Here is a 23,853-nt window from a genome sequence, read left to right as displayed (position 1 = left end):
AAGATTTTTTTTAACACTAAACTTTGGCTATACCTGTTTTATTCATTCTGTAGTATATCAACCAGCTTTCTTTTTTACCTTTTCACTTTTTTCATGCACCTGTCTTTTTAGCTCCTCTTTATAGGCTGATACCTTTTCTAATATCGATGTCTCAGAGGTAGCTATTATCTGTGCAGCTAATATCCCTGCATTTTTAGCTCCATTTAGTGCCACTGTAGCTACTGGTACTCCTGCTGGCATTTGAAGTATAGATAATACTGAATCCCATCCATCAATGGAATTACTAGATTTAATCGGCACCCCAATAACAGGTAGTGGAGAAATTGCTGCCACCATTCCGGGTAAATGAGCCGCTCCACCTGCACCTGCTATTATAACTTTTATACCACGTTTATGGGCATTCATTGCAAACTCAAACATCTTATCAGGAGTTCGGTGGGCAGATACAATATCTATTTCGTATTTTATCCCAAAATAATCCAGTATCTCCGCTGCATCTTTCATAATAGATAGGTCTGAATCAGACCCCATGATAATACTAACTAAGTTCATCATGATCTTACCTTTATTTTTTTCTTTATCTCTTCAGCTTTTAAACTCGCCTCTTCTATACTATCACCCAGTACAGTAATATGACCCATCTTTCTATAGGGCCTAGTTATCTTCTTACCATAAAGATGAATATTAACACCTTCCATCCGGAATAACTCTTCCAACCCCTCGTACCTTACCGGCCCTTCGTAACCATCCTCTCCAAGGATATTTATCATCACCGAAGGCTTTATGATCTTGGTACTACCCAAAGGTAGATCAAGGATACCTCTTAGATGCTGTTCAAACTGGGAAGTCATGACACTTTCGAGGGTGTGATGACCACTGTTATGGGGTCTGGGGGCCATCTCGTTTACCAGTACTTCACCATTTTTATCAATGAAAAACTCAATAGCCAGAACCCCTTCAACTTCCAAGGAGTTTACAATCTTCATGGCCAACTCTTCCATCTTCCTAACCTGAGCTTGTTCAATATTTCCAGGACTGATAAGCTTATCTAATAGATTTGCAGTAGGATCAAAGACCATCTCCACTACAGGGTAGCATCTGATATCTCCTGAATTGTTTCTACCAATAATGAGTGAAACCTCTTTGTCAATATCAACCTTTTTTTCAACAACAGATGGCACATCAACTACATCATTAAGCTTCCTTTCATCTTCTATAACAATTACACCTTTACCATCATATCCACCCTTTCTCAACTTTTGAACAAAAGGTAACTTAATTGCCCCTTTTTTAAGGGCATCAAGAATCTCGTCCCTACCGTTATAAAGCTTGAAAGATGCGGTGTTTATATCGTTTTTAAATAAGAACTGTTTTTGTAAACCTTTGTCTTGGATTATCTCAAGGATAAAAGGTTTTGGTGATATTTGTACCCCCTCTTGCTGCAGCTGTTTAAGAGCATCTATATTCACCGACTCTATCTCAAAGGTTAATAGATCCACCTCTTTTCCAAACTCATAAACATCTTTGAAATCTGTATGTTTACCTTTTATATATTTTGTGGCCAGTGCCCCAGCAGGACACTCCGGGTCTGCATCAAGAACATACGTTGCTATATCCCACTTGCTTGCCTCTTGAATAAGCATTTTTCCAAGCTGTCCACCAGCTATGATCCCTATTTTAAGGGATGACCTCATCAATTTATCTTTTAACTTTTCCATCACAGTCCTTTGCTAAAACTTATGTTCCCTCCATACTTCTACATTTTCCACATATAAAATCATAGCATAATTCTTATAATATTTCTCCTTCATAGAAGTGTATATGTTAGCCACAAGACTCTCGTCACAAATTACTTCAACCTTTATGTTACTGGATGCTTCCCATGAAGCATTTCTCATCCCTCTACTTCCTTTACCTCGAGCATCTGTCACGGTATACCCTTTAACACCAAGAGATTCTAAATCTTTTATAATTATCTCCTCTAATATTGCTTCAGTAACAATTGTCAATTTCTTTTTGGTATGTGTAAGCATATGTTACCTCATATAAAATTGTTTACATATATTGCTAACTTGTAATAGATAGGTATACCTAAAATGATATTAAAAGGGAATGTAACTCCCAAAGATGCTAATAGGGACAATGTAGGATTTGCTTCAGGTAATGCAATCCTCATAGCAGCTGGTACTGCTATATAAGATGCGCTCGCACAAAGCACACCAAACATCGCTGTCCCACCTACAGATAAACCGTTAATCGCTCCCAATAAAACCCCAACAACGCCTGAAAAGATAGGCATGCATATACCAAATATCAAAATTGGGACAAAATATTTTGTAGCCGACTTCATTTGCATCGAAGCAAGTATTCCCATTTCCAATAAAAATAGTGTTAAAAAGCCCTTAAAAAGATCAATATAAAACCCCTTAATATTAGCTATACCTTGCTCTCCAGCAACCAAGCCTATAATAATCCCTCCAACCAATAAAACGATCCCTTTTCCTAAAAAGACATCATGGAGAATCTGCTTCCAGTTTTCCTCGTAACTAAAGCCCTTAGCCAAGATGATTCCTATAATGATTGCTGGAACTTCCATAATCGCTAACAACAATGGCATGTGCTGTTCAAAAAAAATATTTCTATTGATCATATATGCAACAGCAACAGCATACGTACCAACACTAACAGAACCGTAATGTGCTGCTATAGAAGCAGAATCAGCTCTACTTAGCTTGAATACTTTAAAAAGAACAAAAAAGGCTATAATAGGCAGAAAAATACCCACTGAAACTGAGGTAATAATTTGCGGTAAAAGAGATACTATACTGCTTTTAGCTAGCTCTATACCCCCTTTGATCCCTATCGATAAAAGTAATACAATACTTAAGAAATCATAAATTGCAGATGGTAATCTTAGGTTTGATTTAAGTAGCCCTGATAACAAACCAATTATAAAAAAAAGTATAACTGGATCTATAGAATTCATATCTACTTATAAATAATTTTATCGTTGAAATCAATAATTTTCTATTTTTCAATTTACAATTCTTATCTATGTTTCCTTTAATCTATAAATTTATTATCTATTTCTTAATTTCATTTATTGACACATTATATTATTGTAAGTATAGACAAATAAATCTTTCTAAGGAGACCACAGTATATGGATGACTCAAAAAACAATATGCACAATGACCAGTACCTAATAGATAATTTAAAAGTAGGTGATACCTGGCGAGTTTTTAAAATTCTTTCAGAATTTGTAGAAGGTTTTGAAAATCTCTCTAAGATAGAGCCAGCAGTGAGTATCTTCGGTTCTGCCCGGATAAAAGAGGATCATCCTGATTACCGTAAAGCAAGAAAATTAGGTCAATTGTTAGCTAAAGAGGGGATCACTGTGCTTACTGGTGGTGGCCCTGGAATCATGGAGGCAGCTAATAGGGGTGCCAGTGAAGCAGGTGGTATGTCAGTAGGTCTAAACATCGAGTTACCCTTCGAACAAAAACCAAACCCCTATGCCAAAAAGGTTATCACTTTTAACTATTTCTTTGTGAGAAAAGTAATGCTTGTAAAATATGCAAAAGCTTTTGTTATTTTTCCTGGCGGTTTTGGCACAATGGACGAATTCTTCGAAGCCCTAACCCTTATCCAAACCAAAAAGATCCTTCCCTTCCCACTTATTCTCGTCGATTCCAAATTTTGGAGTGGGCTCATACAATGGATCAAAGATCAGATGCTCATGTCTAATTTCATAAAAGAGACAGATTTAGAGCTCATCAAGATAATGGAAGAACCAGAAGAGATCCTGGAGTATATCAAAGATTTCCTCTATATCTAAACCTCTAATATTCTCAAAAGGTTTGTAGTTCCTGGAACTCCTGCTGGGTAGCCCATAATAATTATGATCTTCTCACCCTTCTGTAGGATACCATCCTCCAACCCTTTTTCTAAAAAGTCTGCAACTAGTCCTTCACTGTCATCGCTTTTAAGGACCAACATATTCGGCTCAATACCCCATATAAGGGAAAGTTTCCTTGCCACATTTATATCGGTTACGTTAGCTATTATTTTACTTTTTGGCCTAAAGTATGAGGTTCTAATAGCAGATGCCCCAGTGCTCGTAAACACCACAATCTTATCTATTTTAGTGTTTTTAGCCAATTCCGTCCCTGAATAAGGGATCGCATATTCCCCAGTTGCCCTTCTTGCCCTGTGGTATTCATATATGGTTTCTGTTTCTATAATGGTTCTTTTCATCACTTTCACCGATTCCACAGGATAGGCACCTGCTGCAGTCTCATCCGATAACATTACAGCATCTGTTCCATCAAGTACTGCATTGGCAATATCGGATACTTCAGCCCTTGTAGGTCTTGGGAGTGACACCATAGAATTTAGCATCTGTGTTGCTGTAATGACAGGTTTGTTTTTTTCGTTTGCTTTTGCTATTATCATCTTTTGAATTACAGGTACCCTTTCCAGATCTATCTCCACACCCAAATCGCCACGAGCCACCATAACACCATCCGCTGTATCTATTATGTTATCTATATCCTCTATCGCCTCGTGTTTCTCTATCTTTGCAATTACAGGGATACTTCCACCTTTCGAAAAAATAAACTCTTTCAGCTCTTTGACATCCTCAGCTCTTTTGACAAATGACATCGCTATATAGTCCAAACCATGCTCGATTGCAAAAAGGACATCTTGCCTATCCTTTTCTGTAATGGATGGGATGTTCAACTTTATATTGGGAAAATTTACACCTTTTTTGGAACTAATGCGTCCTCCCACAAGAACCTTAGCCAGTATCCTATCCCCTACATCCTCTATCTCGAGCCTTACCAAACCATCCGCTATATATACCCTGCTACCCACTTTTAGTTGATCCAGTATTTCTGGATGATTGATATTCAGTTCATCTCTTGTGCAAGCTTTTATATTTTTATTAAAAAATATTCTCTCTCCGCTATGGATCTCAAATGGCTCCTCCACTTCCAACAGCCTTATCTTTGGCCCCCCCAGATCCTGAAGCACCCCGACGTATCTACCACATTTCGCAGAAACCCTTCTTATTTTTTCAAGACTTTCCAGATGGGAACCATGGTCACCATGGGAAAAATTTAGTCTAAATAAGTCGACACCTTCAAGTATTAAGTTTTTGATGATATCTTCATTGGACGATACCGGTCCCAGTGTTGCTACTATCTTGGTTCTTTTCATATAGCCTCCTAATATTACATTATATCAGGCTATATAAAAAATGAAACACAAACTGGTACTAGTGCACTTAATACAAATCCATGTATAAAGGCCACAACAGCTGCCTCATCACCACCATATCTTTGAATTATAGGTAGTGTCGTATCCATAGAAGTGGCTCCAGCAGGTGCAATTGCAACAAAACCATTAATTCTTTTTGCAATAATCGGTATACTAACTATACTTATAGTTTCCCTGAAAACATTTGCTAAAAAAGCAATAGATCCCATATCAGCCCCAATGGATTTAGTTATCATCACCGCTGAAAGAGAGTACCAACCAAACCCAGAGGCTATAGCCAAAGCATATTTCATTTCCATCTGTAACACAATACCTGCTAGCACCCCACCAATAAACGTTCCTATAATTGTACCTATTGGGACAACGAAAGCAAACCTGTCAGCGGTAAAAAGTCTTTTCATTGATTCTTTGTCCCTACCTATTTCAAATCCCACAAAAAATAGTAGCATGTACAGAGCATAATCTGTTATATCGTTTGAATAGTGTATTAGGGGATATGGTACAATACCGTTTTGAGTTAAAAACACCCCTAAGCCAATCGCAGAAATCATTAACATTATCAATTTCTTCTCCTAAATACCCTTAATATAACGTAAACAGAAACAGTACTACCAACCACTGTCAATAGGGATATTACCCCTGCTGTTATCCCAAAATCAGCTATCTTACTTTTTAAATCTGGATCTTTCCCTATACCCACCCCCATAAAAAAGAGAAGTATGATGATGCTCCCATTCATTAAGTGCTTATGGAGGTGTCCATTTATCCCTCTCCTACTAATATACCCCAATACCCCCCCAATGCTTATAAACAACAGATACTTTATCATCTTTAAACTTTTATCTCCACGTTGATACCGATCATATTCTTATATTTTTCAAGCAGCGGGTATACCTCTTCTTTCAAAAACTCCTCCACCTGTTCTGGTGCTCTTCCTATAAAATCTTTCGGATTAACAATACTATATATTTCATCACTGTTCAAAGGGATATCCTCATCCAAGGCTAACCTTTCCAATAGATCATTGACACAACCATCCATCTTTACCTTTCTCCCTGCTTCCATCGAATGCTGCCTTATGACCTCATGCATCTTTTGCCTATCTGCACCTTTTTTCACAGAGGCCATAATGATATTTTCAGTAGCCATAAAGGGTAGCTCTTCCATAACATGTTTTTCAATCATCTTTTCGTAGACTACCATGCCATCTGTAATGTTTATCAAAAGCTGTAATATTGCATCAACTGCTAAAAAAGACTCGGGTATCACAATTCTCCTATTGGCTGAGTCATCTAACGTCCTCTCAAACCATTGGGTTGCATGGGTAAAATACGGGTTTATTGAGTGGGTTATAACAAGCCTTGCGAGGGAACAAACCCTTTCACTTCTCATTGGATTTCTTTTATACGCCATGGCGCTTGATCCTATCTGATTCTTCTCAAAGGGCTCTTCTATCTCCTTTAGATTCTGCAGTAGTCTTATGTCTGTAGCCATTTTATGAGCTGACTCCGCTATCCCTGCCAAGACCTTTAGCACTTGTGTGTCCTGCTTTCTTGTGTATGTCTGACCAGTGATCTTTAGTACCTTTTCAAAACCCATCTTCTTTGAAACAATTTCATCTAATTTCCTAACCTTTTCATGATCACCATTAAAAAGCGCCAAAAAGGATGCCTGTGTACCTGTTGTTCCCTTAACTCCCCTAAACTTCAGATTTTCTTCAACATATTCAAGATCTGCGAAATCAAGTATAAAATCCTGTAGCCATAGCGCAGCTCTTTTACCCACTGTTGTAAGTTGAGCCGGCTGGAAGTGGGTAAAGCCAAGTGTGGGCAGATCCTTGTATTTCATCGCAAAATCGCTTAAATTCCGAATTAGGTTTATCATCTGTTTCTTAATCAGCCCAAGCCCATCCCTCATAAGTATTAGATCGGTATTGTCCCCAACATAAGCACTTGTTGCACCTAAGTGGATAATCGGCATAGCTTTTGGGCATACTTTACCAAAGGTATGAACATGCGCCATCACATCATGCCTAAACCTTTTCTCCATCTCCTTTGCATACTCAAAATCTATGTTATAGATATTTTGTTTCATCTCCTCAATCTGTTCTTCCGTTATATTAAGCCCCATCTCCCTTTCAGCCTCTGCCAATGCCACCCAAAGCTTTCTCCAGGTAGCAAACTTTCTTTTTGGCGAAAAAAGCTCCATCATCTCTTTACTTGCATACCTTTCCGTTAATGGATTTACATATTCCTCATGCATACCTATGTCCTCTTTTCCCTTAGTTCTTTTTAAGAATTTCCAGTTCGTTTTTTAGATCTTGCAATATCCGTCGTAGTTCTGCCTCGTGACCTTTTTCCTGTTGAGCCAGACTAAGAAACAGATTTTTAGCTTCTTCCGTAGTTGATTTCTCCGCTGCTTTCAAATAAAAATGCATCGCTTCAATCTCTTTTGGTATCCTGAGTAAAACAATCTGGACCATCTCTTCAAGAGCTTTTATCTTATCAGCTTTATTCATACCCTCTAATCCGGCCATGTTATCCTCCCGCCGTTATAGGCTATAAATGTCATCACAGGGATCATAAGAAAATATACTATGACATACATATAATATAAAATATTTCCACCCGTTAGATTGCCTACACTTATTCTAAGGATAGTAGCTACTATGAACAGGACCACCAAAACAACGGAATAAACGATTTTATTTTTAAAAATCTCTGTTGGCGTCATATCATAATTTATATACCAGCTAAGAACACCTGATAGCACAGCTGGGAATATCGAAAGCCCCCCTATTATCAACGCATAATAGGATGCCAATTCAAAGCTCTCCTTGCCAAAAATCAGATACAAAAACAGCATAAAAGCACCAAAATAAAGAATCCCCATTGGGTAATGGATAAAAATGGGATGAGGATGATATTTCCTATAAAAAGCTCTGAGTCTGTCCTTTTTGTCTTCAGCCTTTATCTCATCCTCCAACTCGCATACAAACTTAACCTTCTCTAGAACTTTATCATCATGGGGAGCCATCGATATAAAATCAGTGAGATCCTCACCTGCTTTGTGTCTACCCATGTGCTTCCCTTTTTTCCAAAACCTACTTTCTGTTACATCATATACTTTGTTTTTGTATATTATGTATGCTGGTTTTCCATCTTCACCGTTAAATTGTTTCACATCTTCCCTTTTCATAGCACTCCCAACTATTTAAGTTCTATTTGTTTTATAAGGTCTACAGGGACCACCTTGCCTCCATTCAAAAAATACCCTTTAAGCCCAAACATCTCTTCCCCTTTATAAACATTCTTCTCCTCTAAAGAGCCCTTCATCTCTCTATCCAACATCCTCTTAACCCCATTAATTATTATAACAGAATATACATCATTTTCAACTTTTCCAGCTTCTTTTCTCTCTTCAGCATCTACCTCAAGGCAGCTAATAAAGCTATACAACTCTGTTCTCCTAAACCCCAAGAGGTAGTCTTGATCTGCAAGCACATCGCATATCTTTTTAGTCAATGCTATTATATATATCTTCATGTTATCTTTTAATAGCGTCATAGGAAGTATCATATCCTCCAAAAGCCTCTTACCTTCACCGTATAAAAGAAAATAGTACCTATCGATCTTTTTATCCTTTTTAAGCTTTTCCATACTATCCATCAGGCTCCTTTTATCATCATATAGTATATATCTGAGATTATTATTTTTAATAACATCAACGACCTCAGACAGCTCCTTGTTCTTTTTTATCAGATATGCTCCTTTGTCCCAATCATTTTTCCTTTCGGCTAAAACCGCTTTTAGTATATCGCCATAGCCAAAGCCAAAGTTCATTTTTTTACCCTTTACCGTAACCTCTTCCTTCTCCAGATCAACAAGGACATCCCCATCTGAAACATCAGCATTGATAGCATAAGAATGCCCCTCCTTTTCTAACAGCCCCACAAAATATCTCGTCTTAGCTGAAAAAATATCCCCCTTTACCACCACCCTGCTGTCGTAAGCTTCGCTACTTTTTCCTCCTAACAAAACAATAAGTCCTAAAAAAAGGGAACTCAACCCTCTCATAACACACCTCCAAACCTCGTTTCTTTACAAACTGCTCAGCTTCCTTCAACTCATCAAACAAGTGTTCCCCCTTATATAAAATCCATAGCGATGTTTCATGTGAAACATTCCAACTTTTTTTAAGCACATCAAGCACTTTTGATACACCTCGTGCTGTCAATACGTCGAAATTTACCCCTTTTATATTTTCTATGCGATCGTTTATCACCTGAACATTTTTTAAAGAAAGATATCTAATTGCATGCTCAAGGAATTGACATTTCTTCTTTATGCTTTCACAGAGAAATACATTTTTAGAGGGCATTAAGATGGCAATAACAATGCCAGGAAACCCTCCACCACTGCCTATATCACAGAGAGTAGAAAACTCATGATGCAGATCTTTGAAACAATAGATGCTATCGAGGTAATGCTTTATATAGAATTGATGGCGATCTTTTATAGCAGTGAGATTATGAGGAGACAAGAGATGTAGTTTATAAAACTCTTCAAGTAGCAGCACCTGATCGCTTGTTATATTAAAATATTTATCTATCATCCTTAATAAGACCTTTTATATATATATGTAAAAGTGAAATAGCAGCGGGTGTCATACCCTTAATACGCATGGCTTGACCTAAGGTCTTGGGATTGAATTTATTCAATTTCTCCACGTACTCCCTCCTCAACCCGACTATTTTTGAATAGTCGATATCCTCAGGGATTTTAACTTGTTCAAGTTTATTAAGCCTTTTAGCCTCATCCATCTGCTTTTTGATGTAACCCTCATATTTTACAGAAACTTCAGCTTGATGCAAAACCCTTTGAGAAAAATCTTTACATAAATAGGGCAGCAGATCATAAATGGATAGCTCAGGTCTTCGGAGTAAATCGATCAAAAGAGTTGCACCCTCAATATAGACATTTAGATTAGCAAATTTTATCTTTGTTTCATCATTGTATGGAAGTTTTCTGGTAGCCAAAAGCGACAAACACTCATTTAAAGCTTCTTTTTCCGAAAGAAACCTACTATACCGGGTATTGCTAATTAATCCCAACCTATGACCCTTTTCAGTGAGTCTATATTCAGCATTATCTTCCCTCAAAAGCAACCGATATTCAGCCCTTGAGTGGAACATCCGGTAAGGTTCATCCACACCTTTTGTGACAAGATCATCTATCATCACACCAATAAAACTTTCATCTCGACCAAGCACAAACTCCTTAGCATCAATGGATAAAACAGCATTAATACCAGCAATTAAGCCCTGAGCAGCAGCCTCTTCATAACCGGTGGTACCGTTTATCTGCCCAGCAAAAAAAAGACCCTTTATCTTTTTTGTTTCGAGAGTGTGATTTAACTCGTAGGGCTGGACAAAATCGTACTCGATAGCATAAGCCGGACGAATAAACTCCACATGCTCCAGCCCCTCTAAAGAACGATACATAGCAATCTGAACATCAATAGGTAAAGATGAGGAAAAACCGTTAGCATAGATCTCTTTCGTGTCCAAACCTTCTGGCTCTAAAAAAATCTGGTGTCTATTTTTATCAGGAAACTTTTTAACCTTATCCTCTATAGAAGGGCAGTACCTGGGACCGATACCTTGAATAACACCAGAGTATAGAGGTGATCTATGGAGGTTATCCCTAATTATTTGATGGGTCTTTTCATTTGTATAGGCGATATAGCAGGAAACCTGAGGCAGAGGGATGGACGTAGTTTCAAAAGAAAAGGGTTCTGGTGGATTATCACCTTTTTGTTCTTCTAACACCGAAAAATTAATACTATCCGCATGAAGTCTAGCAGGAGTGCCTGTTTTAAGCCTCTGAACATCAAAGGCGAACTTCTTTAATACTTCAGCTAAATGGGTAGCAGGAAACTCATTTGCCCTACCAGCTGGGTAACGCTTTTCTCCTATATGGATTAGACCGTTTAAAAAAGTCCCTGTAGCTAAAATAAGTGACTTACAATGAAAAATATAACCTGTATCGCACTCTACTCCATAAACACGACCATCCTTAACAAGGATATCGGTAACAACAGCCTGTTTAACACTCAAATTAGACTGATTCATCAATACATCAGTCATATAAAATCTATAGAGTTTTTTATCCGCTTGAGCCCTCGAACTTCTCACAGCTGGACCCTTTTTTCTGTTTAAAATACGAAACTGTATCCCTGTATTATCGATAGCACGAGCCATTTCACCACCAAGGGCATCAATATCTTTTACCAAACACCCTTTGGCAAGACCACCGATAGCAGGGTTACAACTCATCTGGGCAATGGTCTCTATATAGATGGTCAAAAGAAGGGTTTTTGCTCCCATTCGTGCAGATGCAAGAGCAGCCTCAATACCAGCGTGACCAGCACCAACGACAATAACATCGTAACGATTCTCATATTTTATCATAGCATAAAACCTCTATTTGCCTATACAAAACTTTTCAAAAATATTATTCAATATATCCTCTGTATATCTCTTGCCGGTGACTTCATATAGGATATCCACTGCACAACTTAATTCATAAGCTGATATATCAAGATCTTGAACAAACAATGCCGATTTCAAATTACTAAGATGGGATAAAAAGTTTTTAAAAAGGTGATAATGTCTATCGTTTATTAAAATATCCACATAGAAGGATTCGGCATCTTTAAAGGAAAGTTTGTCAACTATTTTAGGTACTATAAGGTCCAAGTTTATCCCCTTTTTAATGGAGAAGCTCAAGTCATGCTCTACAGCAATATCTCCCTTTAGGTCGATTTTATTGATAAAAATAAGCCTGTTCCTCCCTTTTGTGATATCTAAAACAAACTCATCCTCTGTATCTATATTGGACGCATCCAATAAAACGATTGTAAGATCAGATTTTTCGATCATCTCGATGGAACGGCTTATACCCAGCTTTTCAATTGCATTATCTGTGTATCTGACACCAGCTGTATCGATCAATCGGATGGGGATACCACCTATATTGGCATATTCCAATATATAATCCCTTGTGGTGCCAGGAATATCAGAAACAATTGAACGCTCTTGAGATAATAAAAAATTCAACAAAGAGGATTTCCCAACATTAGGCTTACCAGCAATAACAACAGAAAAACCTGTTTTATAATTTTGCAACGTATCGTATGAACCCAAAAGCCTCTCTACATCGGCAGTTATATCATCTATCATAGCACTAAGATTGTTAAAAACAGCCTGATCCAGGTCCTCTTCTGGAAACTCTACAAAGGCTTCGATAACAGAACCTATATCGACAAGCTGATCTATGATCCCATCTACTTTGAATCGTAAACCACCCTTCAATGTATTGTAAGAAAACTGAACAGAGTACTTAGACTTTGAACTTATAAGATCCAGTATAGACTCAGCCTGTGATAAATCTACTTTACCATTTAAAAAAGCCCTCTTAGTAAATTCTCCGGGAGCAGCGGCTCTAAAGCCTAAACAATAACAGTCCCTTATAAAAGAAGATACAATGACGGGATTCCCATGAAAGGAGACCTCTAGGACATCTTCACCTGTATAAGAATGGGGAGCCTTAAAATAGGTGAGTAAAACATCATCGGTAACCTCAGAACCTTTGTATCGGGTAAAATAAACTCTTCTCGGTTCACAACTAACTACATCGAAAAAAGTCAGCCCCTTTAACGCATCATCACCGGAAATCCTAACAACGATAACAGCGGCATTCACAAGTGGCGTTATAGGGGCTACAATGGTATCCATACTTTAAGCTAATGTGCGCTCGAAAGCCTTCATAGTATTATACATAAGCATAGTAATCGTCATAGGGCCAACACCACCTGGCACAGGTGTTATGTAGGAAGCAATATCTTTGACCTCATCAAACTTAACATCACCTACAAGCTTTCCATCAAGGCGGTTTATACCAACATCGATGACTACAGCACCATCTTTTACAAACTCTTTAGTAACAAAATGGGGCTTACCGATTGCAGCAATGAGGACATCAGCACCTTTACAAACATCAGGAAGGTTCTTTGTTTTTGAATGACATATGGTAACGGTAGCATTGGCCTTCAATAGAAGAGCAGCCATCGGTTTACCAACTATATTACTTCGACCAAGCACAACGGCATTTTTTCCTGTCAAATCTATACTGTGCTCCTCAAACATCTTCATTACACCATAAGGGGTACAAGGGAAAAGAGTATCTTCACCGATGTGCATAAGACCAACATTGAAAGGGTGAAAGCCATCGACATCTTTTGATGGATCTATAGAAAAAAGGATCTTTTTCTCATCTATCTGTTTTGGCAGAGGCAATTGGACGAGTATACCATTTATACTACGATCTTTATTAAAAGTATCCACCAATTTTAGCACATCATCTGTTGTTGAATCAGCAGGTAATCGCTCTACTACAGACTTGTAACCTGCCTCCAAACAGGCCTTCTCTTTCATATTAACATATACTGTACTTGCTGGGTCTTCACCCACCAATATCACAGCAATACCAGGAACACGGTCATGTTTCTCTTTGTACGAAATCACTTTTGATTTCAAATAGCCTCTGATCTTTTCAGAGATTTTTTTACCATCAATGAGTATAGCCATCTATTCCTCCTTTACAATGGCGATGGAAACAATCTCATCATCCGCCACATTCATCAACCTTACACCTTGTGTATCCCTACCTAAAACAGGTATATCTGATACCGCAATCCGTATTATCTTCCCCGACTTACTCATTAACATGACATCATCTTCGAGCTTTACCTGTTTTGCGCCACAAACAGGACCTGTTTTTGGTGTGATCTTGGAAAGTTTAAGCCCTTTACCCCCCCTTGACTGAATCCTATAGTCGGACACCAAAGTACACTTACCATAACCGTTAGTAGTGACTGTCAATATAAACGGCGCTCCGGTAAGAACCTCCATAGAAACAACACTATCATCGTCTTCAAGGGTTATACCCCTAACACCGGAGGCATTTCTACCCATATCCCTGACCTCTTTAGATTCAAACTGAATGGTTTTACCGTTTTTCGTTGCAATTATTATATTGTCGTTATCAGTAGTTACTACGGTGGAAACAAGTTCGTCATTATCTCTTAGCTTTACTGCAACCATTCCGTTTCTACCACTTTTAAATTCTTCTATAGCAGTCTTTTTTACAATACCACCCTTAGTACACATGAAAATGTATCTATCATGGTCTGCATCAGAAAGGGTTATCACTGAAGCAATGCTTTCTCCTGTTGAAAGAGATAAAAAATTTGACACGTGCCTACCCCTCGTACCAGGAGCAGATTCGGGTAGCTCATATACCTTTAGAAAATGTATTTTACCAGTATTTGTAAAGAAAAGTAGTTTTGAATGATTGGTGCTTACAAGAAGTGTTTCTATGAAATCCTCTCCTTTACTTAGTGTAGCGGACTTCCCTTTGCCACCCCTCTTTTGGGAGGAAAAGAAACTCAGAGGTGTTCTTTTGATATAACCTTGATTTGTTATTGTAACAACAACTTCTGTATCTGGGATTAGATCCTCAATGCTTATCTCATTATGATCTAAAACTATCTCTGTTTTCCTCTTATCCGCATACCTGCTTTTAATATCAAGTAACTCCTCTTTTATAATTCCCATCTTTATCTGATGATTCCCCAAAATAGACTTATAAAACTCTATATTCTTTAATGTCTCTTTGTACTCTTCGACAAGCTTTTCAATCTCAAGTCCAGTAAGCTTTTGCAAGCGCATATCGAGGATAGCTGTCACCTGAAGATCAGAAAAACCAAACCTATCAATGAGCTTAATCTTTGCCTCTTTTACATCAGAAGAGCCTTTGATAAGGGCGATCACCTCATCTATATTTTCCACAGCCATCTTAAGCCCTTCTAAAATATGTAAACGCTCCTCCGCTTTTTTAAGCAGGTATTGGGTCCTCCTCGTGACTACTGTTATCCTGTGTTGAATAAACTCATCCAATATACGCAAAAGTGGTAAGGTGAGAGGTCTTCCATTTACAAGAGCCACCATATTGATACCATAGGATACCTCCATCTGGGTAAACTTATACAGCTGATTCAAAACCACATCAGCCATTTCACCCTTCTTGATTTCTATAACCACCCTTATACCATCTCTATCAGACTCATCCCTCAATTCCGATATACCTGTTATTACCTTATCCCTGACAAGTTCGGCGATCTTTTCAATCATAGCAGATTTATTAACCTGATAGGGTATTTCAGTGATAATAATCTGTTCTTTTCCTGATTTAAGTTGTTGAATTTCTGCTCTGGCCCTAATCTTTATAGTTCCTCTACCTGTAAGATAGGCGTTTTTCATGTCGGAGATACCCATCAATAACCCAGCAGTTGGAAAATCGGGGCCTTTAATAAATTTAAGTATATCATTGAGATCAGAATCAGGGTTATCAATTCTAAAAACAAGAGCATCTATCACTTCCGATAAATTATGAGGGGGGATATTAGTAGCCATACCTACGGCTATGCCACTTGAACCGTTTATCAAAAGATTTGGGATCTTAGCAGGTAACACCAAAGGTTCTTCCATAGAACCATCGTAGTTGGGTGAAAAATCGACGGTATCCTTGTCTATATCGGCAAGCATTTCATCGGTGATTTTAGCCATCCTAACTTCAGTATATCGCATAGCAGCAGCAGAATCACCATCCACTGATCCGAAGTTACCCTGCCCATCAACAAGCGGGTATCTCATTGAAAAGTCCTGGGCAAGTCGTACAAGGGTATCATAAACAGCAGTATCACCATGGGGGTGATATTTACCTATTACATCACCCACTACCCTCGCAGACTTCTTGTAGGGCTTGTTATGGGCAAGACCCATTTCATACATGGCAAACAAAACCCTTCTATGGACTGGCTTTAGACCATCACGAACATCTGGTAAAGCCCTACCCACAATAACACTCATAGCATAATCAAGATAGCTTGACTTGATGGACTCTTCTATACTTATATCGATAATACCTTTATCTTTGTTAGTCATCAACTCTCCTTACTAAATATCTATATTTTTTGCATAAAGGGCATTTTCTTCTATAAACTCTCTACGGGGAGCAACAACATCCCCCATAAGAAGAGAAAACAGAGTATCAGCCTCTTCAGCATCTTCAATGGTAACCCTATACAAAACCCTTCTAGCTGGATCCACAGTGGTTTCCCACAACTGCTCTGGATTCATTTCACCTAGACCTTTATAACGCTGTATTGTAAGCCCCTTTTTCCCACGTGATTCTATAAAATTTATAAGTTCAGATACCTTAGAAAATTCATAACTTGAACCGTCAGCCGATAGCTTTATGGGTATACCACCTATCTCTTTTAGATACCTACCCAGTCTCCTGATCTCTTTAAATTCTGGTGTAGACAAAAAATCTGTATTTATAGCATAAACAGAGCCTGTTGCAGTTGTAAAGAAGATATTGTATCTATTGTATTCTTCATTAAAATCTATAAAATTCGACTGATAAGAAGAAAAAACATTTTTCCCATTGAGGAAAACCCTTAACTCTTCCACATAATCCTTATCTGCGAGTTTCTCCGGCTCAAGATCAAAACGCAAAGATAAAACAAGTATCAAATCTTCAGTATAACCTTTTTTTTCATACTTAGAAAGAAGTCTCTTCATGTAAAATAGATTCCTAAAAATCTCTTTATACCTTATTTCAGGCACCCCATCCACCACTACCCCCTCAAGCCCCATATCCAGAATAAAGTCCTCAAATTCCTCTTCGTTATGTACATATCTTTCCACTTTATTTTTCTTGATCTTATAAAGGGGTGGTCTTGCAATATATAGATACCCTCTTTCAATAATTGGTCGCATATATCTAAAATAAAAGGTGAGTAGTAATGTTGTAATATGGGCCCCATCCACATCAGCATCTGTCATAATTATGATCTTATGATATCGCAGCTTATTGATATCAAAATCATCCTTACCTATGCCGCAACCAAGAGCAGTAATTATAGTCTTTATCTCATTGTTTGATAATAGTTTATCGTACCTTGCCTTTTCCACATTGAGTATCTTACCCTTTAATGGCAAAATTGCCTGAAACCTACGGTCCCTACACTGTTTTGCAGAACCTCCGGCGGAGTCCCCCTCAACTATGAAAAGCTCCGAAAGCGCTGGGTCTTTTTCCTGACAATCGGCAAGCTTTCCAGGTAGTGTAGAAACATCGAGGGCATTTTTTCTTCTCGTAAGCTCCTTAGCCTTACGGGCCGCTTCTCTAGCTCTATATGCTTGTACTGCCTTATCTAAAATCTTTTTGACAACAACGGAATTCTCCTCAAAAAAATCTGGTAAAAACGAACCCAACACAGCCTCGACAGCCACCTTACCGATAGAGGAGCCTAATTTAGACTTTGTTTGGCCTTCAAACATCGGTTCATTTAACTTTACCGATACAATAGCAGACATCCCTTCTCTTACATCATCACCCTCAAGGGAGATTTTTTCTTTTAGGAGATTGTGTTTATTTACAAAATTATTGAAAGCTTTGGTAAATGCCGTTTTGAAACCCGACTCATGGGTACCACCCTCTTCTGTGTGAATATTGTTTACAAATGAAGTGATCTTTTCATCAAAAGAGGTGTTGTAAAGAATGGCACACTCCACTAAGACATTTTCATATTTACCGCTTACATATATGGGATCATCAAAAAGGAGCTCTTTACCCTTGTTTAAAAATTTTATATAGCTTACAATACCACCATCGAAGAGGAAATCATGGGATCGATCATTAATCTCATCTATCGCTTTAATCCTCACACCACTATTTAAAAACGCCAGTTCTCTAAAGCGCTTTGACAGTACCTCAAAATGGAATTCTGTAGTCTCAAAAATCTCCGGATCAGGTTTGAATCTTACTTTTGTACCAGTTTTCTCAGTTTTCCCTATCTCCTTAAATTCACAAACGGGCACACCCCTTTCATACCTTTGAAAATAAACTTTTCCATCCCTCTTGACGGTAACCTCTAAATACTCAGATAAAGCATTTACAACCGAAACACCTACACCGTGTAATCCACCTGATGCAAAATATGCACCGGAGTTGAATTTTCCTCCAGCATGAAGTGTTGTCATGACAACTTCCACAGTGGGTTTTTTAGCTGTTGGATGGATACCCACAGGAATACCTCTACCATCATCCTCTACAGTCACAGAACCATCCACATGTAGGGTAACGATAATATTTTTACAAAAACCTGCCGTTGCCTCATCTATGGAGTTATCCACAACTTCATATACAAGGTGATGCAACCCTTTTGTATCAACAGAGCCTATATACATACCGGGTCTTTGTCGTACAGCTTCCAAACCCTCAAGCACTTTTATCGATTCTTCACTATAAGTATTACCATCAAAGTTCATATCTTCTAACATATTACCTCACTTAGTTTAAGTTTATTAAATTCATATCGTTAAATGAAGGAACAGTTTGTCCTGTTACAAAAAGTTGACAAGTATTAAAAATATCCATAAAGTATTCAGCACGTTCAGTGTCTAAACTGGAATATAATTCATCCAAAATTATGATTATATCATTTTTTCTAAATAGTTCAACCAGTTTTAAAAAACAATATAGACAGCATATAGATATAGTTTTTCTTTGACCAAAGGAAGCGACAATATCTGCATTATCTCCGTTTAATTGGAAGGAAATTCTATCTCTATGAGGACCAGAAAGTAATAATCCCGTAGAGATCTCCTTTTCTAAAATATCAGGGTTAAAAACGCTCGGTTCGTATGTTAATTGAAAAAATTCTACACCAGATGAGGGGATATTTGTAATTGTTGACGATAATATCGTATTATACTTATCTATTACCTTCTTTCTTTTCTTTTGAATCTTAGAGGAGATATCGTTTATCTGTTCGTTTAGCACATTAAAAAAAAGCTTATCCCTTATACCTTTAAATATATAACCTTTTTTTAATTCACATACCTTTTTATATCTTTTTAAAAGATTCAGGTAATCTAAATCAATATAAAATATAGTTCTATCGAGGAATTTTCTTCTTTGTTCCTGCTCGTAAGACAAAAAACCTTCATTTTCAGGCGAATAAAAAGCTATTGGATGATTGAAATAGAAGGTGTAAATGCTCTCAACAGGTTTATTATTGATATATACATGTTTTTTATGATCATAATAAATATATATACCCATATCTATACCATCATGTTCATATCTAAGATCTATTCTAAAGGTGTTTGAATTATTATTGATTAGATTACTAACTCTACTTGTCCTAAAACTTTTACCGGTGAAGATGAAATAAATAGCTTCTAGTAATGATGTTTTACCGGAGCCATTTTTACCGAATATGAAATTCTTTTTTTCAAAAGTAAAAGATCTACTTGTGTAATTTCTAAAATTTAATAAGTTTAACCCTTTCAGAGGCATGTTTTAGCTAAGGCTAACCTCTGTCAATAGCTAAAGGTACCAATAGATACTTATAATTACCAGTATCTGGATAGATAAAGATCGGATTTCTTCTGCCAGACATTTTTATTGTGACGTTGGTACTATCGATATGGTTGAGTATCTCCTGAAGTAACTTACCATTTACTATGATATCTATGTCATCACCTATGTGGCTAATGTTTTCAATTCTATCGATCCCCTGCCCATATTCAGTCTCAAGACTATAAATTGTTAGAGAATTTGATGAAAAAGAGAGCACTACAGCATAAGTTACTTCACTTGCTATGGCCATTACTTTTTTGAGGTTTTCTAAGAAATCTGTTTTATTTAAAGTAACCTCTATAGGTGTATCAGCAGAAAATAGTGAATTTATTGATTTTACCGATCTGTCTATTAGCCTTGAATAGACTTTGATATTTCCTGAAATGACCATCAACTGCTTTTTGTCTGTGTGTAACTCAACGGTTAATGTATCACCAATGATCTTTAGAAGATCCGAAGCTGTTTTCTTGGGGATATTTATAATAAATTCATCTGACTGTTCTTCAGGAAGGTTTAAAACGATAGATGATATCCTTTGAAAGTCAGCAGAATGAAGCTCCAACTTATTACCGTATACTTTTAGATGTAAACCTGTAAACTCGATTTTTGTCGAACTGTTAGCAACACAGAAGATGGTCTTGTTTATAGCTTCGTATAACAATTTTGATTCGACTTTTATACTGTATTCAGGAACTATATCTGTCATTGCAGGGAACATTTCAGTGGGCATGGTTGCAAGGGTAAAGTTTGCTTGACCTGATGTTATTTTTAACCTTGAGCCATCAAAATTGAAGCTTATCTGGGAAGAATCTGGCAATTCCTTCACGATATCAAGAAGCTTCTTACATATAACTGTGGTACTACCCTCTGATTCCACATTGGCTTCTATTTGTGCACAAAAACCTGATAATATATTGTTAGTTTTAAAAAGGACAGTGTTGTTTTCAGCTGAAATGTATATATTTTGTAATATAGTATTTGTATTCTTGGAACTGGTGAAGTTTATCGCGTTATTTAGTATATAATATAACTCCTGTTTTATAAGTTTAAATTTCATAAGAACTCCACATGTAATATTATTTCTATTAGTTTTTAAAAAAGATAGTAATAATAATAACCGAATTATTTTTTGTTTACAAGTAAAAAATTAGGATATTTATTAAAAATTTATTTGAAAAATTGAATGTTGAAATATTGTTGGAAATATTTGATTGTTGTTTTATTTGTATATATTTCTTAAGATGGTATTGAGAACAGTTTTTAATTCTTGATCAGTATTAAGTCTATTTTGGATCTCTTTTATGGAATGGAGAACTGTTGAATGGTTTCTACCGCCAAATATATTTGCAATATCCTGTAGGGAAATATGAAGCTTTTCCCGCAGAAGGTACATGCAGATTTGTCTTGGATAAGAAATAAGCCTGTTTCTGTTTTTTGACTTTATCTCTGATTGCTTAATGTTGAAAAATTCACAGACTTTGTTGATTATCATGTCAGCTGTTATTACGGTATCTTTTTTTATCATGAACTTTTCTAAAGCCCTTTTAGCTAAGTCTATAGTTATAGGCTCATTGTGAAATGTTGAAAAAGCATTTAACCTAATTAGAGCACCTATAAGATCTCTGATGTTATCCCCTTTTAAATTTTCAGCTAAAAAAGAAGCCACTTCGTTCGAAATGTTTATATTCATCATTTCTGATCTTTTTATGATAATAGCAATTTTTTCATCGATGGATGGGGGCTGTATATCAGCCACAAGACCCCAAGAAAACCTGCTCCTTAACCGTTCTTCTAGATCAGCTATTTCATTAGGTTCTTTGTCACTAGTCAGGACGATCTGTTTTTGTAAGTCATACAAGCAATTAAAGGTATAAAAAAACTCTTCAGTGCTTCTTGTTTTACCAGCTAAAAACTGAACATCATCAAAAAGCAACAGATCGATATTTCTGTATTTCTCCCTAAATATATCCATAGATTTAGACTTTAGGGCATATATCATTTCATTGGTAAAGGATTCACTCGAGATATAAAGTATTTTAAGTTTGGGAAACTTTTCAAGTATCTTATTACCTATTGCGTGCATCAAATGGGTCTTACCCAACCCAACACCACCGTAAATAAAGAGAGGGTTATATGTTTGGAAATACCCCTCGGCTACAGCCAAAGCAGCTGCATGGGGAAACTGATTTGAGGCACCCACAACAAAATTTTCGAAAGTATACTGTTTGTTTAGGTTTGTGGAATTGTTATGTATTATTTGAATTGTCTTCAAAACAGATTGCTGTTCATCGGGCTTTTGGACTAATTGGGAGGAAGCAACAACTATCTGTATATCTGACTGTATGTTATACTCATTTTGAAAGATAGCCTTTAATACATCTAAATATTTGTCTTCTACCCAATTCTTGTAAAATCTATTAGGTGCTTCTATTACAATGATATCACCTCTTACATCTGAAATCCTTAAAGGTTTTAACCACGTTTGAATTACCTGAGGTGAAAGGGTGTTTTCAGCAATTTTAAGTACCTCATCCCACAAATTGCTATCCATAAATATTCACCTCATACCCCTTTTTGCCGAGTGTATCGATGATCTCTTCAATATGAGAAAACCCCTTTGTTTCAAGGTGTAAAATAACCTTTGTGGAACCGACTGGTACATTCAGGTCATACCTGAAATGCCTTATATCCAAAACATTCGCTCCAAGTTCTGCAACATCTTTAGTGAGATTTGCAAGGGAACCCGGGATATCCCTCAGTATAACATTTAATTCAAGAAACCTACCCGTGGATGCCAGCCCCTTGTAAAAAACCCTTGTAAGGAGATTTACATCAATGTTGCCACCAGACAGGATCATGACCACATTTTTCCCATCTACACTTAATTTGTTGGATAAAATGGTAGCAAGGGGTGCTGCTCCAGCACCTTCAACAACAAGCTTCGATTTTTCAATATATTGTAAGATGGCATAAGCTATATCATTTTCGGAAACTAAAATAATATCATCTACATATTTTTTGCAGTACTCAAATGTCTTATCCCCCGCCTCTTTTACAGCTATACCTTCTGCAATGGTGTTGGAATTAACAAGTTTTATAATTGTCCCTTTTTTTAGAGAATTATACATGGAAGCGGCATTTTCAGCCTGGACACCAATTACCTTTATATCTGAGTTAACTGATTTTACAAATTTAGCAATACCAGAAATAAGGCCTCCACCCCCAATGGGAACAACTATAATGTCTATATCATCCTTTTCCTTTAAAATTTCATAGGCGATAGTCCCTTGACCATCTATAACATCTTCATCGTTAAAGGGGTGTACAAAAAAAAGGTTACGATGTTTTGCTAATTGGAGGGCTTTCATGTAAGCATCATCGTAAGAATTACCATGAAGAATAACCTCTGCACCGTAACTCTTTGTATTTGCTACTTTGACAAGGGGAGTAATTGTAGGCATAACGATAACAGAAGGTATATTTAAAAGATTACAACCAAAAGCTACACCCTGAGCATGATTACCTGCAGATGCGGTTATAACACCATTTTGACAGAGATGTTTGTTTTTTAATATAGCATTAAGAGCGCCTCTAAGCTTAAATGATCCGGTCCGTTGGAGATTTTCCATTTTAAAGTAGATATTAGCCTTATATGGTTCAGAAAAATTGTTAGAGTAGTACAACGGTAAGTATTTTATATAAGGTTTTATTCGTTCATAAGCTTCATGTACATTTTTCACACTCATACTGCAGATATTACACGGTTAGATCTTTCCGGTCAAGGAGAAACTTAAATAAATCAGATAAACTAAAAAGCTATAGACTCCCAATTAATGTTGGTAATGTTTTTTTTAGCTGAGTCAAACTCTATACTCACAAGGAATATCGGTTTATTTAGGTTTAGATATTTTTCGTAGTATCTTTTTTCCTTTAGCTGAGCTAAGGCATCCTTCGTATCTACCTTAAATTCGATGATGTAAATAGCGTTTGGCATCTTCAAGGTCAGATCTATCCT

Annotated in this window: 23 protein-coding genes; 1 reads left to right on the top strand and 22 read right to left on the bottom strand. The window is 37.0% G+C overall.

Translation table 11 applies throughout. The features are described from left to right. Positions 1-57 precede the first annotated feature (57 nt). The 4 genes from purE to N3C60_02540 are packed head-to-tail and all read right to left on the bottom strand — an operon-like array spanning position 58 to position 2,986. Positions 58-555 carry a 5-(carboxyamino)imidazole ribonucleotide mutase gene (gene purE, locus N3C60_02555; GenBank protein MCX8083779.1) on the bottom strand — a complete coding sequence of 166 codons (498 nt, stop codon included), beginning with the start codon at positions 553-555 and terminating at the stop codon, positions 58-60. Next, a complete protein-coding gene (locus N3C60_02550) occupies positions 552-1,718 on the bottom strand; it encodes a 5-(carboxyamino)imidazole ribonucleotide synthase (protein MCX8083778.1) in 1,167 nt (388 codons plus the stop codon). Before N3C60_02550 ends, purE begins: the two co-directional genes overlap by 4 nt. A 12-nt stretch (positions 1,719-1,730) precedes the next feature. Next, entirely contained in the window at positions 1,731-2,033 is a 303-nt protein-coding gene (locus tag N3C60_02545) for a hypothetical protein (GenBank protein ID MCX8083777.1), read from the bottom strand. Positions 2,034-2,041: 8 nt separating this feature from the next. After that, on the bottom strand, positions 2,042-2,986 hold the full coding sequence (locus N3C60_02540) for a sodium-dependent bicarbonate transport family permease (GenBank protein ID MCX8083776.1): 945 nt from the start codon (positions 2,984-2,986) through the stop codon (positions 2,042-2,044). Positions 2,987-3,163: 177 nt separating this feature from the next. Here N3C60_02540 and N3C60_02535 point away from each other — a divergent pair, with 177 nt between their 5' ends. After that, entirely contained in the window at positions 3,164-3,838 is a 675-nt protein-coding gene (locus tag N3C60_02535) for a TIGR00730 family Rossman fold protein (protein MCX8083775.1), read from the top strand. Here N3C60_02535 and pyk read toward each other — a convergent pair. The 18 genes from pyk to N3C60_02445 form a co-directional block, all read right to left on the bottom strand. Beyond that, positions 3,835-5,223: a pyruvate kinase gene (pyk, locus tag N3C60_02530; GenBank protein ID MCX8083774.1), complete on the bottom strand. Its 1,389-nt coding sequence runs from the start codon at positions 5,221-5,223 to the stop codon at positions 3,835-3,837. The genes N3C60_02535 and pyk overlap by 4 nt on opposite strands. A 29-nt stretch (positions 5,224-5,252) precedes the next feature. Beyond that, positions 5,253-5,840 (bottom strand): lysine exporter LysO family protein, encoded by a 588-nt coding sequence (locus N3C60_02525; protein MCX8083773.1) that lies wholly within the window; start codon positions 5,838-5,840, stop codon positions 5,253-5,255. A gap of 2 nt (positions 5,841-5,842) precedes the next feature. Beyond that, complete coding sequence (locus tag N3C60_02520) at positions 5,843-6,112, bottom strand: lysine exporter LysO family protein (protein ID MCX8083772.1); 270 nt, start codon at positions 6,110-6,112, stop codon at positions 5,843-5,845. A gap of 2 nt (positions 6,113-6,114) precedes the next feature. After that, entirely contained in the window at positions 6,115-7,545 is a 1,431-nt protein-coding gene (gene purB / locus N3C60_02515; protein MCX8083771.1) for an adenylosuccinate lyase, read from the bottom strand. A 19-nt stretch (positions 7,546-7,564) separates the two neighbouring features. Then, positions 7,565-7,819, bottom strand: coding sequence for a rubrerythrin (locus tag N3C60_02510; protein MCX8083770.1), 255 nt, complete (start codon positions 7,817-7,819; stop codon positions 7,565-7,567). Next, a complete protein-coding gene (locus N3C60_02505) occupies positions 7,807-8,481 on the bottom strand; it encodes a cytochrome b5 (protein ID MCX8083769.1) in 675 nt (224 codons plus the stop codon). The genes N3C60_02510 and N3C60_02505 overlap by 13 nt, the downstream gene beginning before the upstream one ends. 11 nt (positions 8,482-8,492) lie before the next feature. Continuing rightward, a complete protein-coding gene (locus N3C60_02500; GenBank protein ID MCX8083768.1) occupies positions 8,493-9,359 on the bottom strand; it encodes a hypothetical protein in 867 nt (288 codons plus the stop codon). Next, positions 9,301-9,897, bottom strand: coding sequence for a 16S rRNA (guanine(527)-N(7))-methyltransferase RsmG (gene rsmG, locus N3C60_02495; protein ID MCX8083767.1), 597 nt, complete (start codon positions 9,895-9,897; stop codon positions 9,301-9,303). Before rsmG ends, N3C60_02500 begins: the two co-directional genes overlap by 59 nt. Next, entirely contained in the window at positions 9,887-11,755 is a 1,869-nt protein-coding gene (gene mnmG, locus N3C60_02490) for a tRNA uridine-5-carboxymethylaminomethyl(34) synthesis enzyme MnmG (protein MCX8083766.1), read from the bottom strand. Before mnmG ends, rsmG begins: the two co-directional genes overlap by 11 nt. Before the next feature lie 12 nt (positions 11,756-11,767). Next, a complete protein-coding gene (gene mnmE, locus N3C60_02485; protein MCX8083765.1) occupies positions 11,768-13,081 on the bottom strand; it encodes a tRNA uridine-5-carboxymethylaminomethyl(34) synthesis GTPase MnmE in 1,314 nt (437 codons plus the stop codon). A gap of 3 nt (positions 13,082-13,084) precedes the next feature. After that, the gene (gene folD, locus N3C60_02480; GenBank protein MCX8083764.1) at positions 13,085-13,933 is read right to left on the bottom strand and encodes a bifunctional methylenetetrahydrofolate dehydrogenase/methenyltetrahydrofolate cyclohydrolase FolD; all 849 of its coding nucleotides are present in this window, start codon (positions 13,931-13,933) and stop codon (positions 13,085-13,087) included. Beyond that, a complete protein-coding gene (gene gyrA / locus N3C60_02475; GenBank protein MCX8083763.1) occupies positions 13,934-16,351 on the bottom strand; it encodes a DNA gyrase subunit A in 2,418 nt (805 codons plus the stop codon). 12 nt (positions 16,352-16,363) lie between these two features. Further along, a complete protein-coding gene (gene gyrB / locus N3C60_02470; protein ID MCX8083762.1) occupies positions 16,364-18,754 on the bottom strand; it encodes a DNA topoisomerase (ATP-hydrolyzing) subunit B in 2,391 nt (796 codons plus the stop codon). Between the two features lie 10 nt (positions 18,755-18,764). After that, complete coding sequence (locus tag N3C60_02465; GenBank protein MCX8083761.1) at positions 18,765-19,775, bottom strand: AAA family ATPase; 1,011 nt, start codon at positions 19,773-19,775, stop codon at positions 18,765-18,767. 13 nt (positions 19,776-19,788) lie between these two features. Next, positions 19,789-20,895 carry a DNA polymerase III subunit beta gene (gene dnaN, locus N3C60_02460; GenBank protein MCX8083760.1) on the bottom strand — a complete coding sequence of 369 codons (1,107 nt, stop codon included), beginning with the start codon at positions 20,893-20,895 and terminating at the stop codon, positions 19,789-19,791. A 162-nt stretch (positions 20,896-21,057) separates the two neighbouring features. Continuing rightward, positions 21,058-22,389 carry a chromosomal replication initiator protein DnaA gene (dnaA, locus tag N3C60_02455; protein MCX8083759.1) on the bottom strand — a complete coding sequence of 444 codons (1,332 nt, stop codon included), beginning with the start codon at positions 22,387-22,389 and terminating at the stop codon, positions 21,058-21,060. Next, on the bottom strand, positions 22,382-23,584 hold the full coding sequence (gene ilvA, locus N3C60_02450; protein MCX8083758.1) for a threonine ammonia-lyase: 1,203 nt from the start codon (positions 23,582-23,584) through the stop codon (positions 22,382-22,384). Before ilvA ends, dnaA begins: the two co-directional genes overlap by 8 nt. Positions 23,585-23,646: 62 nt before the next feature. Beyond that, a partial coding sequence (locus N3C60_02445; GenBank protein ID MCX8083757.1) for a PD-(D/E)XK nuclease domain-containing protein occupies positions 23,647-23,853 on the bottom strand: 207 nt, incomplete at its 5' end.

It is taken from the genome of Calditerrivibrio sp., assembly GCA_026415135.1.
GTDB lineage: Bacteria > Chrysiogenota > Deferribacteres > Deferribacterales > Calditerrivibrionaceae > Calditerrivibrio.
Note: the sequence above shows the minus strand (reverse complement) of the source record. Positions and strands in the feature narration are given on the sequence as shown.